This window comes from Gracilibacillus halotolerans (assembly GCF_014206945.1).
Classification (GTDB): domain Bacteria; phylum Bacillota; class Bacilli; order Bacillales; family Amphibacillaceae; genus Gracilibacillus; species Gracilibacillus halotolerans.
Window position 1 is genome coordinate 120,162 of record NZ_JACHON010000003.1, and the last position, 15,100, is coordinate 135,261.

The window sequence follows — 15,100 nt, forward strand, 5'->3', positions numbered from 1 at the left end:
GAATTTTCTATGGATTAAAGAAATTAAACCGTATATATCGAGGTGAACACAATGAGTAGTATAAAGAAAGTTATCGAGGGAGAAAAGAGCCAATTACAAGAGTTAAAGGCACCAGAAGAACTAGAGAATCGCCTACGTGTGGCATTAGAGAGAGAGCCTATTAGAAAAAGAAAAAAGAGAATTGCATGGAGAGGTATTGCAATTGCGAGTATATTGATACTATCTCTACTTATAGTTAATCACCATGAGGGATTAGCGTATTATGGTAAAAAAATTTTGGGGTTTGACCATGTTGTTTCAGAAACCTTAAAGGATTTGAATGAAAAAGGAATGGGGCAAGTCATAGGTGAGAGTATAACGTTACAGGAAGGTGTTATATTTACGGTAGAAGGTGTAATGAACGACGATAATCAATTAATTATGTACTATACAGTTGAAGCAGTAGAGGGTCAGATAGAACATAAGGAATTCCAACCGATTCGCCTAACAGGCTTCTGGACAAATAGCTATCATGACTATGGCGTAGGAAAAATAAGCGGAGATGGAAAGAAAATAACAGGTACACATAGCTTTGCTCCTCCGAATGGTTTTGCAAAAGAGTTAACGTTGCATTTCTTGCATACAGAAAAAACCTTAACTTTCACGTATGACCCATCAAAAGCTTTAGCTACAATAATTGAGATGAAGATTGGCCAAGATGTGTTGATCGATGATACTAAACTTACGTTTAAATCAATCAAGGCGTCGCCTACCATGACACTTATCGAAGGAAGCTGGGAAGGAGAGATAGAGAGCGCAGAAATAGATGCTACTAAATTGTATGTAAATAATGAATTAGTAACACAGCAAGGAAATAGCTATACATCAAATTGGCGAGGGAATACTTTTGAGTTAAGATATGATGCATTATCGGCCCCAGTCAACAAAATAGAGCTCGTACTTCATAATGGAGAAAGAATCGATGTAATGATACAGTGAGTGATGATGAATAAATTAGAAAGGATGAATGTCATATGACGTTTGAAGAGATATTACCAGAACTTAAAAAGGGAAAGAAAATTATTCGAGAAGGTTGGCCAGGTGCTGAGCTATATGTAAAGATGGTCGGCGAGGAGCAACGTGATGGTGAAAAACTGAATCCTTATTTTCTTATTAATGTAGAAGGTGAAGGATATACAATGTTTACTCCGACGGTTTGCGATATTTTAGCAGATGATTGGAAGATAGTAGAGTAATTTTGGAGGTAGAGCAATGAAAATCCCTGAATTAGAGGGCAAGACGGTGTTTGTTACGGGTGCGAATTCTGGGATTGGTCGCGCACAAGCAATAGTTTTCTTGAAAAATGGTGCGAATGTATTTGGATTTGATATCCAAGACCAAGGCTTAAAAGAACTACAGCAAGCCAACAGCAATTTCTATTATGAGGTTGGTTCAGTAGCGGATAAAGAAGCTGTATCACGCGCGGTGGAGTCGGCGGTAGATAGTTTTGGAAAGATAGACATTTTACTTAATACAGCAGGAATATTAGATGGATACGCTCCAACTTTAGATACGGATGAAGCTTTGTGGGATAAGGTGATGGACACAAATGTGAAGGGGATGTACCTCGTCACGAACGCAGTCTTGCCATACATGTTAAAACAAAATAAGGGAACAATCATTAACGTTGCCTCGATTGCAGGTTTAGTGGCTGGAGGTGGTGGTGCAGCTTATACAGCATCAAAACACGCCATTATCGGGTATACGAAACAACTTGCCTATGATTATAGCAGAAAAGGTATTCGTGCAAATGCAATAGCACCAGGTGCAATTAAAACACCAATGAATCAAGCCGATTTTGAAGGTGATGGAAAAATGGCAGATTGGGTCGCGGAAGAAACGCCTGCAGGTAGATGGGCTGAGGCAGAAGAAGTAGCAAATGTTACGCTATTTCTAGCGAGTGATGCGGCAGGTTATATGCATGGCTCGGTTCTTCCAATCGATGGTGGCTGGATAATAAAGTAGTACAAGTAGATGGGAATTGTGCTACAATACTCTTGCAGGAAAAAAGCGGAAACTAACAACCTGCACTGCGACACTTATTCTTCTTTGGTCGCAGTTATGACTAAAATAGCAACGAGCTATTTTACAAAGGAGAGTATATGATGACGAACGTATCCAGAACTTCTACCCAAGAAATGACCAAAATCGCCATCGTGACCGCCTTGTATGTTGCGATCGCTCTATTATTATCGGTTATTAGCTTTGGAGCACTCCAGTTAAGACTTTCAGAAATGTTTAATTTTTTGGCGTTGTTTCACAAAAGGTATGTAATTGCGGTCACGCTAGGAGTAGCAATTGCGAATTTCATGTCACCGATTTGGTTTCTTGATGTTCCAGTTGGTAGTATAGCAACGTTTTTAACACTACTTGTCTGTCGTGCAGTAACAAAAAATATGCAGAGTTTGAAAGCGAAAATGGTTACTACTGCAATTATTTTTGCATTTTCTATGTTTACGATTGCTGTGCAATATTATATTTTAATGGACTACCCATTTTTTGCTACATGGTTAACCATCGGCCTTGGTGAACTATTCTCCATGACAATTGGTGGTATCATTATATACATGGTTAGTAAACGAATAGATTTAACAAAGTAAGCGATAAATAGAGAATGGAATATACATAGACTCTGGAGGAGAGGTGTATATTCCATTTTTAATGCACGTTAGGAGAGTATAATTTTTTTATAGAAGGCTCACTCTAGCCAATCGCTAGGTTTGACGCTAGCCAAGTCTTTATTATGAAAACTCTTTATCCGATTTTTGTACGTATAATCGGTTGGACTTTATGCTAAAGAATAGGTATAGCAACATCGTTAGGGGTATGAATGACCAAGCAAAACCGCGCATTAATGCAAATGGTGTTTCAAATAAAAAAGAAAACCAGAAGGAAGTGCCTGTTTTATCCCATAATCCAGGAGTATAATAGAGTTCCTTTGGATTAACAAATGCATTAAAGTCGATAATATCTGTTAAATAAAAGACAACTAGTAATGGTAAATAGCTTATTGCTAATTGAAAGCTCATACTAGAGTAACGTTTATATCTCGCTGCTTTAGAGTGGTAATCGGAGAAAATATCATCTTCTTCTGTGTTGGTGTCTTTTTTGAAATATTGAATACCTGAGTTTTTCGTTCCACTAATATGTTTCCATCCACTATCCTCAAATAATGAACAATAATCAAGAAAGTCCTCTTTGTATTTAAATCGTCGATAGTCGATTTTTATTGTAGTCTCTTCAGGTTCCCCTTCTAAAAAGTGATAGCCAAACGATGCCTTATTTAAATGATAACCGTTTCTTGCCATATCCTCTAACCATTTTTCTTCCTTGTCAAAATCTAAAAAGAACTTAAATTTAAACATTGATATCCCCTCCAATGGCTGAAGAATCTGATAGGAGATTTTCAGTTACCTGGATCATATGCTTCATACGAGCACAATCAAGTCTTAGAACCTCTAAACCTTTCTCCGTAATAGCATATGTTTTTCTCCTTTTGTCAGAGCTCTTTACAGATTTAATTAATTGTTGTTTTAATAAGTTCTCAATAGCTCCATACATAGTCCCTGCAGCAATTTTCACTCTTTTATTACTCATTTCCTCGATTTTTTGCATCATCATATATCCATGAGAAGGTTCAAGCAATGATAACAAAATATAATAAGTTGTTTCTGTTAAGGGTAAATGCTTTTCTAAATCCACCGTAGTCACTCCAATACTCAGTCTTACTATATATCGTTAAACTGTATAGTTTGATTGTATACAGTTGGACTGTATATGTCAATAACTTTTAATACAAAAAAAGAGACTGATATAAAAATCAGCCTCTTTAGTCGTTATGGCTTATGCTTTTTTTCTTCTAACAAAGAATACTAGTGATCCAGCTGCAAGCATTGCTAATCCTGCAAGTAGGAAGTTGTAAGTGCTTGTTGCTGTATCGGGAAGAGTTTCCCCGTCTTTAGAAGATTCGTCATCTTCTGGTGTTGTAGAATCAGATTCTATTGGTGTTGAATCTGGCAGGTCCTCCACCTCTTCTACATCCTCTACTTCAAATACAGTAAATATACTGAAATGATCTGTTTCTACAGTAATGAATCCATCTTGATAATAGCCACCGTCACCTACTTGTTCCCATTCCTCAGTTTCAGGATTCCAGTAGAATACTTTTACATTGGTAGGATCATTTACCCTATCAGCGTTAACTGGGAATGTAAGTGTTACAGGTGTGTCCTTAAAGTTACTAATTATCTTACCATCTTGTGTAATTGTAAAGTCATATACTGCACTTAATGCTTCGTCAATATCCTGCATTCTTTCTACTACTATTTCTACTGCTTCACCATTATTTAGTATAGATGCTGGAATTGCTAATGTAACATCTTCCTTTTCAACCGTGATTTCAGCATTTTGTTCTTTTAACTTACTAACCTGCTCTTTTGTTAACGTAACTTTTACGGTTGAATCATTATCGGATAAATCAAGAACAAGATTACCGTTCTTTGGAACTGAATCAACTGCTTTATTGTCTACAGTAGCGACCTTATCTTTAACAGAAGGTTTTGTAACTACTGGTTTATTTTCTGGCTTTTCTGGTTGTTTAGGATCCTCAGGTTTAGGGTCTGCTGGTTTAGGTTCCTCAGGCTTAGGATCTTCTGGTTTAGGATTCTCAGGCTCTGGCTGTGGTTCATCGAGAGAATTAACGAGTGTTAACACCCCGAATACAGATGGGTCTTGATAGCCTTGGCCAGAAGTATCATTCCAAGTAGCGACACTATTACGAGCACCCTCTACAGCATCATTAATTTGAACATCAAATCCAATCTGTAGATTATCCTCGGGATTAATAGTTTTAAATGGAATCTTTAACTCTACTGTGTACCCTCCACCAGTAATTTGTGTTGCAGATTCAAAACCTTCTTCAACAGCAGTTGGGTTAAAGGATGTTTCGTTATCAAAATTCACACGATACTGCCCTACACCATCAACATAGGAAGAAGCTTTCGTATTTTGTTCATCAACAAATACTTCTACAGAATCTTGTTCATGAGCATCGGCATGTGCCTTATCTAAATTAGAGTCACTAACTTGTACGAATACATATAAGTTTTCATCATCCCAAAGTACTCTAGCATTACCGTTCGCTCCGTTATGAGCTGTTTGATAGCGATTGATTGGTAGTGCTGGTGCGTTACTCCAAACATCATCCATTACACCATCAATCGTTGGTGTACCTTGTACAGCGTTACCTTTATTTGCTTCAATCACTTCAGGATCATAATCTTCAATAAATCCTTCAGGGTCAATTACTGCATAGTATGCTGGCTTCGCTTGGAAGTCTTTATCAAATAGACTTGGGCTATTTTCTGATCTCCAGCTTGTACCATCATCTAATGCCCAGAATGTAACTCGAGCGATGTCATCTGCATATTCCTTATAAATTTGGAATAGCTGAGCATATAGGTAGGCTTGTCTATTCGCTTGTTGCTCTGTTTGTACTCCGCCATCCCCTGCCATAATATCTAGCTCAGTAACACTAACTTCTACTCCATCTAAAGAAATGAATTTCTCGATAGAGCTTCTTACATTTTCAGGGTTTGTATTGATATTGTAATGACCTTGCATACCAATACCGTCGACTAGAACATCACCGTTATTTTCTGCAGCATAGTTTTCGTTTATTTCTTTTACCATTTGATAAATGGCTTCTGCTTTGTTTTGGTTATCATCATTGTAGTCATTGTAATATAGCTTTACATCGTCCCAACCATTTTCTTGCATTACTTCCTTCGTAATTCGGAATGCTTGTTCTACAAAATCAGGTCCAATAGCATGGAACCAACCAGACCTACGAAGTGAAGCTCTCCAATCAGACGGGTTCGGAGGATTATCGCTCATCGCCTCATTTACTACATCCCATGCAATAACATCGTCACCAAAAGCTTCTACTGCGGCTCTAATATGTGCTTCCATATTAGCTAAAGCTTCATCACGACTTAATGGGTTACCGTCAGAATCTGCCCATAACCATTCTGGTGATTGTGAATGCCATACAAGCACATGTCCAACCATTTGTAGGTCATTTGCAAGCACACTATCAACTAGCGCTCTTTCAGATGTAAAATCAAAATCACCTTCATCATTATAAGCGTAGTCTGGCTTCATAGCATTTTCCGCTGTTACTACTTCATGATGATGTTTAAGGAAATCTAAACGCATACCCTCTAAATCTTTTTCAGACACGATATTACCAATTAAAAAGTCATCTTTATAAACATCCTTAATAGCGGTTAAACTATCATCAAAGCTTACTTCACCAGTTCCAGTAGGCTCAAACGTCACATCATCAACATAGAACGTTGCGTCTGCATTATTAGAGCTTTCTACGTAGATGGTGATATGTCCGTTACCACTACTAGTATAACGATACGTTCCTTCAAATTTTACCCAACCATCATCTTTACTAATGGTTTTACCTTGAATGGTGTTGTAACTTGCACCGTCACCATCGCCAATTTGGGTAGATAATTGGATTTGAGAGCTATCAGGAGAAATAAGTTTAATCCAAGCAGAAATCTTATATTCTTCACCTATATTGATATATTCTTCAACACGTAGTGAAGGTCCGTTCCAAGCTTGCTCGCGATTTTCAACTTTTAAAGCGAAAGAACCATCTTCAGTATGGTTTGCCTCATCTGTTACAGTAAGCAGTTCATTCTCTCCACGAGCTTCAAACCCATTTAATTCTCCATCTTCGAACGTAATTGTTTCAAATTCTAGGGCTGGCTCACGATCCGGATCTTCTTCTTCACCATTTTCATCACCTGGTGTGCTGTCAATTTCGCCTAATTGTGTAATGATTACCTCATCAATAAAAATATTTGGTGCAGTTTCGCTACCGCTATCGTCAGATTCGACGTATAGAATAAACTCAGAAGTGTCAGTAGGGAGGCTAAATTCATTAGCTTCAAAAGAAGTCCAATCTGTTGAACTTACATCTTGGTTATCTACTACCCAAGGATAGTTATTATCAAGTGAAGGAGCGTCTACTTTTGAAGCAATACGTAATGTATCTGTGCCTTCGCTAACTCTCACTTTTAACGAAATATTATAATTATATCCCGGTTCAACTTTATCGGTTAGATTTAGGCTAGGGCTACTATTTCTATCTTCTCTATCTTTAAATAGAAGTGATTTTGAACCGTCAGATGCTTGTTCAGTAGAAATCTCAAAGATACCATTGCTCTCAGCCCAAGGTAAGTTTTGCCAATTACCTAAATCATCATCTTCAAAGCTTTGGGAAAATACAACATTTCCATCTTCCTCAACTGGTTCTTCAGGTTCTTCAGTTGATGGAGTTTCTGGCGTCGGTCCATCAATCCATCCAGCGATATCAGTTAATGTGGTATCCATTGTTACATAATGGCGACCCATAGCATAATCCCCGTCATTAGGGTAACCAACCTTAAATGCATACTTTATGCCATTATCTTTATTTACTTCTTTGGCAATATCATTGTAACTCCCATATGGATAAGCCATTAATGTAGGATTTTCTCCAGTGAGCTCTTTAAGGTAATCTACAGCATTACCAATTTGTTCTTGTGCTTGCTCAGCAGTAATTCCACTTTGAACGGATCCATCACTTCCCCAAATATCACCGTCATGTGTTGTAGAGTGGACTTGTAAACTTATATTATCCTTACCCACTAAACTTTTAAGATTTTCTTCTGACATACTGAAATTTCCGCCTATCCAATCCGTAGTGACAAATTGAATAGCGTTCATATTAAATTCATCTAGTATCGGAACAACTGTATGAACGAAATCTGGTGTTGCATCATCAAAAGTAAGTAGAATAGGATTTTCAGGAGCTTGTTCCTCTCCATCCATTATTTTTACGTATTGATCAGCAGTCAATGTTGTGAAGTTATTATCTTGTAGGTATTGCACGGTTTGTCTAAACAGCTCTGTGCTAGTGTGTGTCCAAGTATCTGATGGGTTATCAACTACTTGGTGATACAAAAGTACAGGAATATCTTGTTTTTCAGCAGCTTTTACAATTGGTGATCCCCAACCCGGTGGTAGGAGCAAGAGAGCTGCCATGAGCATAATCATGAATTTTTTCATCTTCTTTACCATAGATTTTCGTTTCCCTCCATTAACTATTAAATTATAATAGCAAAATAGCGCACGAGATTAGAAGCGCTTCCAAAATGTAGAAACTTTCCTCCTTTCCCATCTTCCATTGTAACGTGTATGTGTAAGCGCTTTAAACCACCCAAATTATAGATTATACTCTAGAAAGTAAATAACTAATACTAATACTTGAGATACACTCTACTAGAAACTTTGAAAACTATAGAAAATACTTAAGTTGCAGTTTAGTGGTATTTTATTACAAATAAAAACTCAGTATGGCACTTAACCATACTGAGCAATCTTATTTTGTATAATTGTCAAAATATCCTTGGATATATACGATTGGTGTCCCCTTGTCTCCACTTCCAGATGTTAAATCGGCTAGAGAGCCAATTAAATCCGTTAATTTTCTTGGAGTCGTACCTTGAGATTCCATCTCGCCAACCAAATCATCTTTTTTATTATTAATATATTCCGCAACGGCTGTTTGTAATTCTTCCCCTTTCAAATCAGAGAAGTTGTTATCTGCTAGGTATTTCAATTTTACTTCATTTGGTGTTCCGTCTAATCCTGACGTATAGGCAGGGGAGACAACAGGATCTGCAAGTTCCCAAATCTTACCTGCAGGATCTTTGAAGGCACCGTCTCCGTAAACCATAACCTCAACTTGCTTACCGGTTTTCTCTTTCAATAATTGTTGAATTTCTTGAACGACAGGTTGACAGTCACGTGGGAAAAGCTTTACGTTATCTTCTGTCGCTTTGTTAGCACCTAGTAAACCGAATTCTTCATTATATCCACTACCATTAATGGATTGTTTTAATATGTCATCTAATGTATATACTTTTTCCGCTCCATTAGCATTTAAGATTCTTTTTGTTCGCAGACGACTGTGGATATCGCAAGCTAATACGCTTTTCGTATATTCTAATATCGATTTTGGATTATTAGAAAAAATAATTTCACATTCAATCCCAAATTCTTCGACAATCGATTTGTAGTACTCAATGTAATCGACGCCTGTAAAACGGTGTTTGTTATGGCCGAAATACTCTCTGAATTTTTCCTCAGTGAGAACATCTGTCCAAGGATTTACACCTTTTTCATCAAGTTGATCAAGATCAACTAAATGGTTCCCAACTTCATCAGAAGGATAGCTTAACATTAATACAATTTTGTTTGCGCCTTTTGCGATTCCTTTTAGAATTGTTGCAAAGCGGTTACGACTTAATATTGGAAAGATAACTCCGATCGTATCTTCATTAAATTTATCCTTAATATCTTGAGCAATAACATCAATGGTTGCGTAATTACCTTGTGCACGAGCAACAACCGATTCTGTTATAGCAACGATATCTTTATCTTGAACTGGAAAACCTTCTAATTCAGATGCCTTTAACACACTTTCTACTGTAATAGCAGCTATGTTATCACCTTGGTTAATGATTGGACATCTTAAACCCCTTGCAACCGTACCTACTACTCTTTCCACATCCATCGCTCCTTAACGTTCAAATTAACATCCTTCTGTAATATACAACTTTTATTGTTATAAGTAAAATTAATATATATAATAGTAGATATAAGGAGTGCTTATATGTCTATTAAATTAGATCTATATCGAGTGTTTTGGATGGTTGGTAAATATAAAAGTTTTTCTAAGGCTGCTGGTAAACTATTTATGACACAACCAGCTGTTAGCCAATCCATCCAGCAATTAGAAAGTGAATTAGGCACCCGCCTATTTAATCGTACATCAAAAGGAGTTACTTTTACGGAAGAAGGGAGTCTTCTATATGAGTATGTACATTCCTCACTAAGTTTAATTGATACTGGTGAAGAAAAAATCCTTGAATTTAAAAATTTAACAGCAGGAGAATTGAAAATAGGAGTAGGGGACACGATATCGCGCCACTTTCTCTTACCCTTCTTAGAGAAGTTCCATAGCAACTATCCGAATATAAAATTTAAAATTGAAAATGGAACAACAGCGGAAACATTAGCGATGTTGAAATCTGGGGAAGTCGATATTGCCGTCTGTAACTTACCAGTTAACGACCCTGCTTTAGAAGTAATGCCATGTATGGAAATTCAAGATATCTTCGTTTGTGGGGAAAAGTATAAACGGTTATTACGTAAGCCGTTGCAATTAGAACAACTTGTTCGCTTACCGTTGATTTTCCTCGAACCAAATTCTAATTCAAGAAAGTATGTGGATCAATTTTTAGAGAAGCAGGGTGTAGATGTATCTCCTGAATTCGAGTTAGGTTATCATGATTTATTACTGGACTTCGCTAAAATAAATTTAGGGATTGCGTGTGTAACAAGAGAATTTTCAAAGGAATACTTAAATAGAGGTTACGTCTGGGAGATACCATTAGAGATGGAAATACCAAAAAGAAGCATCGGTGTTTGTTATTTGCAGAGTGTTCCTCTTTCCTCCGCCTCGACGAAATTTGTGGAATTAATAGAACGTGGTACAACGTATTATTATTAAAAAACGCACTTCGCAAAATGGATTTGCTAAAGTGCGTTTGGTTTTTATAGTTCGATATCTTTATAGCGATGAAACCAAGGTTGCTCATTCTCGATTTGTTGAGCTAGCTGTAGCAACGTGCTTTCCTCTCCAGGTCTTCCGAAGAAATGCGTCCCGATTGGAACTCCTTCGTTCGTCCAAGATGTTGGCACGCTCATTGCAGGTTGGCCAGTAGCATTCGCAATTGGCATGTATGGGTTGTAGTCTACCATGTTATTAAGCATGCTTTCATAAGGATTTGTAACTTCTTCGTTATTTTGACCAATTTTGAATGGAACTTGGTTTAATGTAGGCGTCATCCAAATATCGAAATCATCAAAGAAAGATAAGATTTGTTGAGAAGTTCTCTCTAGCATAACGCGAGACTCTTCATAGTCGTATGCAGATAATTTTTTGCCAAACTGCAAGATTTGATAAGATAAGGATTCTACATTTTCGCTGTTAGGCTCTTGTCCACTTAGTTGTGCAAGATGATTAATTACGACAGCACCTGTTGCTAGCCATATATTAATGAAGTGATGCGCCAAATTAGAAAAATCAAACTCTGGCATTATTTCAACTACCTCATGTCCTAAATCTTTCATTAATAGAATTGACTTCTCCATATTTTTACGAGTTTCTTCATCAAAACGTATACTTTCCCTTTCATACTGGACAGCGATTTTAAGTTTTCTAGGCCTTTCATTCAAACTCTCTAGGAAAGAGGCCTTTTTCTCATAGCCTGGATAAAGTTGGTGCTTGCCGGTACCATGAATAATATCTAATAAAACTGCGCTATCACGTACAGAGCGTGTTACTGCATGGTCTATGGATAAATGGTTAACGTACGGTCCATATGGCCTTCTGCCTCTACTTGGCTTCAAGCCAAACAATCCACTTGCAGAGGCAGGAATACGGATCGAACCTCCTCCATCACTTGCGTGAGCGAATGGAATAAGTCCAGCTGCAACGGCGCTCGTTGCTCCACCACTTGATCCCCCGGTTGAATACTTTTCATTCCAAGGATTAATTGATGGGCCGAATAAGTCTGGTTCAGTTGTTGGTAGAAAACCGAATTCAGGCGTGTTTGTTTTACCAAGAAAGATGAGTCCAGCTTGTTCGTATCGTTGTACGATGTCATCTGACATAGGCGATACAAAATCTTTTAAAATGGTAGACCCATGGGTTAACCGTACACCCTTTATTCCAGCGAGATCTTTTATTAAGAAAGGAAGACCAGCGACAGGTCCATTTCCAATGGTTTGCTTTTTTGCTTGTTCCCTTGCGGTGTTGAACATTTCGGTTACAATGGCATTAAGTTTTGGGTTGTATTTTTGTATTCGATCTATATAGAAATCGGTTAATTCTATTGTAGTGATTTCTTTGTTATCTAATAATTCCTTTTGACCTAGCGCATCTCGTTCTAATAGTTGATCAAAGCTTGTCAATAAAGTCCTCTCCTTCGTGTAGTATTATCCATTATCAATGATACATTGCTATCAGTCGCTTTGCTAATAAATGAGCCGTGAGAGTTTTCTAAAATAATAAGTTAGAAAGTATAATAAAACTATTGAATATTTATGCATTCAATGTTATATTAATACAAGTCACTTTTAAGAAAATGGAGAGAACATCATGAAAAAACAACCCTTGACGTATACAGGCAAACAATATATGAAATTTTGGTTACCTTCTTTAATCGGAATCCTTCTTTTTCTAGTACCAGTTAAAGTAGGAGATAAGGTAACGATTGTATTAGGAGTATTTGCAGATGGCTTACAAGCGATGCTTGGAGATCACATACCACTTATTGCAACAATCCTTCTTCTTATCTCTTCAATAGGAAGTTTAATTGCATACTTTACTAATTTTGATTGGGTTAAGAATAACTTATTTTTGGATAGCTTGTTTAATGTGCCGATTCACTGGGTTATTTTTCGTCTAATAGGTGCAGTTTTTGCAATCTTTACATTAGGCGGTTTTGGTCCAGAATTGATAGCCTCTGACCTTACTGGGGGCGTTATGCTTAACGACTTAATTCCTGTTTTAATGGTTTGGTTCTTATTTGCTTGTTTGTTTATGCCGCTACTATTAGAATACGGGTTAATGGATTTTATTGGAACGATCGTAAGAAAAATTATGAATCCATTATTCCGATTACCAGGCCGTTCTTCTATTGATGCCTTAGCATCATGGATGGGGAGTGGAACTGTTGGAGTATTGCTTACAACACAACAATATGAGTCGGGTTATTATACGAAGCGTGAGGCTGCAGTAGTAGCGACTAACTTCTCAATTGCTTCGATTGCTTTTAGTTTAGTTATAGCTAAGTTCTTAAATATTGATCACATGTTTGTGCAGTATTACTTTACGGTTATCGTTGCGGGTATTATTGCAGCAATTATTTGTCCGCGAATTCCACCATTATCTAGAAAGAAAGATACGTATTATGAGAAAACTGGAAAGCAGATTGACGAAGTAGTACCAGAAGGGGTATCCAGTTTTCGTTTTGGATTGGAAAAAGCAACAGAAAAAGCATCGAACGTAAGTAATGCGGGAATGGTTATTAAAAGAGCAATTTTGAACGTGTTTGATATTTGGTTTGCATTAATCCCATTAGTAATGGCGTTAGGAACAGTAGCGCTAATTATTGCTGAATTTACACCTATATTCACGTATTTATCGTATCCTTTTATACCATTCTTGGAATTGTTACAAATACCGGAAGCGAGTGAAGCTGCTCCTGCGATGATCGTCGGATTTGCTGATATGTTTTTACCAGCTGTTATCGGTAGTGGAATTGAATCGGAATTAACTCGCTTTGTTATTGGGGTTATTGCGGTATCACAGCTCATATACATGTCAGAAATCGGCGTATTACTATTAAAATCAAAAATACCTATTTCCTTGCTGGAGTTATTTGTTATTTTCTTGCAAAGAACAATTGTAACCTTACCAGTTGCAGCTTTTATGGCGCATTTCTTATTCTTTTAATAGACGAACTCATTAGGCCTAGCCTGGTGAGTTTTTTACGTCTACTAAAACAATTCCAGCGAATCAAAAGTACTTTAGAGTAGTAGATGGCGACGTCTAAAAGGTTTTTTATGCTACAATAGGGGAAAATACAGTAAAAAAAGGTGTGACACCATTGAATTATACTTCTTTCTTTTCTGAACAGAGTAAGGCTTCATTCCAAAATGAACCACCAGGTGAATGGATGCCCAATATCCCAAACGATTGTATTCGACTTAGTTCTGGATATCCAGATCCTCAGCTAGTCCCTGTACAAGAAATAGACCAGGCAGTACATGATTTATTAACGAAAGAACAGGATTTACCGTTACATTATTTAGGTACTCCGAAAATGGATCAATTAAAATCACAAATAACGAAACATTTGAATAAACGTCATATATCTCTACAGGAAAGCGAGCTACTTGTCACTGCAGGTGCGTGCCAAGCGATTGATTTAATTTCTCGTGTTTTTATGGACCGTGATACAGTTGTAGCAATTGAAAAGCCAACTTACATGGAAGCTCTAGAAATTTTTAAAAATTACACTTCTCACTTTGTTGAAATACCTATAGATGACCAAGGTATGGATACAGAGCAATTTGAAAAGATGCTAATGGAGCGAAAGAAGAATGCACAACCACTACCGAAAATGGTTTACACGATTCCTACTTTCCATAATCCAACTGGTACAACAATGCCTGTAGAGAGGCGTCATCAGTTAATGCAGCTAGCCTCAGAATATGACTTTCTTATTATAGAGGACCATGCATATGGTGATTTATATTTTGATGAATTGCCTCCGCCTCTAAAATCTTTGGATAAAGAGGGAAGGGTTCTCCATGTCGGCTCATTATCAAAAATAGTGGCACCGGGTCTACGAATTGGCTGGATCGCGACAACGGAAACATTAATACAAAAACTTTATTGGTTTAAAAAGGATTTAGATCATCCTTTTCTACAAGCGGTGATGTCTACTTATTTGGAGTCATATAGTATTGCAGAACAATCTGAAAGCTTACGGTTAGTATATAAAGAGAAAGCTGAGACAATGACACGTGCATTAGAACTTTATATGCCGGAAGAAGTTACGTGGTTTTATCCGGACGGAGGTTACTTCGTATGGATTCAAATCGATGGGGTAGACACGACAAAGTTACTTACAACAGCAACTGAGAATGGAGTCTCCTATATACCAGGTGAATTTTTCTTTTTAAATAGAGAAGAGGGTAAGTCTTACTTACGGTTGTCCTATAGCTACGAATCGAAGGAGCAAATAGAAAAAGGGATTAAATTACTTGCAGACGTAATTAAAAATAATAATAAGGCTTGATTCTTTTGAAGGGATCAAGTCTTTCATTTTATGGTCGATCAACTCTTGTCCAATAAAGAATT

12 protein-coding genes are annotated in these 15,100 nt (G+C 37.2%); 7 read left to right on the forward strand and 5 right to left on the reverse strand.

What is annotated here, in order from left to right; all coding sequences use genetic code 11:
* The first annotated feature begins 51 nt into the window (after positions 1–51).
* The 4 genes from GGQ92_RS06075 (at position 52) to GGQ92_RS06090 (ending at position 2,639) form a co-directional block, all read left to right on the forward strand.
* Positions 52–978: a DUF4179 domain-containing protein gene (locus GGQ92_RS06075; protein ID WP_184245676.1), complete on the forward strand. Its 927-nt coding sequence runs from the start codon at positions 52–54 to the stop codon at positions 976–978.
* 35 nt (positions 979–1,013) lie between these two features.
* Positions 1,014–1,235, forward strand: a complete 222-nt coding sequence (locus GGQ92_RS06080) for a DUF2829 domain-containing protein (RefSeq protein ID WP_184245679.1) — start codon at positions 1,014–1,016, stop codon at positions 1,233–1,235.
* A gap of 16 nt (positions 1,236–1,251) precedes the next feature.
* Positions 1,252–2,004 (forward strand): 3-oxoacyl-ACP reductase, encoded by a 753-nt coding sequence (locus GGQ92_RS06085; RefSeq protein ID WP_184245682.1) that lies wholly within the window; start codon positions 1,252–1,254, stop codon positions 2,002–2,004.
* Positions 2,005–2,144: 140 nt separating this feature from the next.
* A complete protein-coding gene (locus tag GGQ92_RS06090; protein WP_281380435.1) occupies positions 2,145–2,639 on the forward strand; it encodes a QueT transporter family protein in 495 nt (164 codons plus the stop codon).
* A gap of 141 nt (positions 2,640–2,780) precedes the next feature.
* Here the strand turns inward: GGQ92_RS06090 and GGQ92_RS06095 are convergent, their stop codons facing one another.
* The 4 genes from GGQ92_RS06095 to GGQ92_RS06110 form a co-directional block, all read right to left on the reverse strand.
* Positions 2,781–3,404 (reverse strand): DUF2812 domain-containing protein, encoded by a 624-nt coding sequence (locus tag GGQ92_RS06095; RefSeq protein ID WP_184245688.1) that lies wholly within the window; start codon positions 3,402–3,404, stop codon positions 2,781–2,783.
* Complete coding sequence (locus GGQ92_RS06100) at positions 3,397–3,741, reverse strand: helix-turn-helix transcriptional regulator (RefSeq protein WP_184245691.1); 345 nt, start codon at positions 3,739–3,741, stop codon at positions 3,397–3,399. The genes GGQ92_RS06095 and GGQ92_RS06100 overlap by 8 nt, the downstream gene beginning before the upstream one ends.
* Before the next feature lie 141 nt (positions 3,742–3,882).
* Positions 3,883–8,178 carry an endo-1,4-beta-xylanase gene (locus tag GGQ92_RS06105; RefSeq protein WP_184245694.1) on the reverse strand — a complete coding sequence of 1,432 codons (4,296 nt, stop codon included), beginning with the start codon at positions 8,176–8,178 and terminating at the stop codon, positions 3,883–3,885.
* 301 nt (positions 8,179–8,479) lie between these two features.
* Complete coding sequence (locus GGQ92_RS06110; RefSeq protein ID WP_184245697.1) at positions 8,480–9,670, reverse strand: coenzyme F420-0:L-glutamate ligase; 1,191 nt, start codon at positions 9,668–9,670, stop codon at positions 8,480–8,482.
* A 105-nt stretch (positions 9,671–9,775) separates the two neighbouring features.
* Between GGQ92_RS06110 and GGQ92_RS06115 the strand changes: the two genes are divergently transcribed.
* Entirely contained in the window at positions 9,776–10,675 is a 900-nt protein-coding gene (locus GGQ92_RS06115) for a LysR family transcriptional regulator (protein ID WP_184245700.1), read from the forward strand.
* A 44-nt stretch (positions 10,676–10,719) separates the two neighbouring features.
* Here the strand turns inward: GGQ92_RS06115 and GGQ92_RS06120 are convergent, their stop codons facing one another.
* Positions 10,720–12,141: an amidase gene (locus GGQ92_RS06120; protein WP_184245702.1), complete on the reverse strand. Its 1,422-nt coding sequence runs from the start codon at positions 12,139–12,141 to the stop codon at positions 10,720–10,722.
* Positions 12,142–12,328: 187 nt separating this feature from the next.
* Between GGQ92_RS06120 and GGQ92_RS06125 the strand changes: the two genes are divergently transcribed.
* A complete protein-coding gene (locus tag GGQ92_RS06125; protein WP_184245705.1) occupies positions 12,329–13,687 on the forward strand; it encodes a YjiH family protein in 1,359 nt (452 codons plus the stop codon).
* A 154-nt stretch (positions 13,688–13,841) separates the two neighbouring features.
* Positions 13,842–15,038 carry an aminotransferase-like domain-containing protein gene (locus tag GGQ92_RS06130; protein WP_184245708.1) on the forward strand — a complete coding sequence of 399 codons (1,197 nt, stop codon included), beginning with the start codon at positions 13,842–13,844 and terminating at the stop codon, positions 15,036–15,038.
* Positions 15,039–15,100 lie beyond the last annotated feature (62 nt).

Bases quoted from the DNA above. Each gene is read 5' to 3' on its own strand.
- GGQ92_RS06075 (WP_184245676.1), top strand. From the start codon at position 52: ATGAGTAGTATAAAGAAAGTTATCGAGGGAGAAAAGAGCCAATTACAA.
- GGQ92_RS06095 (WP_184245688.1), bottom strand. From the start codon at position 3,404: ATGTTTAAATTTAAGTTCTTTTTAGATTTTGACAAGGAAGAAAAATGG.
- GGQ92_RS06085 (WP_184245682.1), top strand. From the start codon at position 1,252: ATGAAAATCCCTGAATTAGAGGGCAAGACGGTGTTTGTTACGGGTGCG.
- GGQ92_RS06090 (WP_281380435.1), top strand. From the start codon at position 2,145: ATGACGAACGTATCCAGAACTTCTACCCAAGAAATGACCAAAATCGCC.
- GGQ92_RS06080 (WP_184245679.1), top strand. From the start codon at position 1,014: ATGACGTTTGAAGAGATATTACCAGAACTTAAAAAGGGAAAGAAAATT.
- GGQ92_RS06105 (WP_184245694.1), bottom strand. From the start codon at position 8,178: ATGGTAAAGAAGATGAAAAAATTCATGATTATGCTCATGGCAGCTCTC.
- GGQ92_RS06125 (WP_184245705.1), top strand. From the start codon at position 12,329: ATGAAAAAACAACCCTTGACGTATACAGGCAAACAATATATGAAATTT.
- GGQ92_RS06115 (WP_184245700.1), top strand. From the start codon at position 9,776: ATGTCTATTAAATTAGATCTATATCGAGTGTTTTGGATGGTTGGTAAA.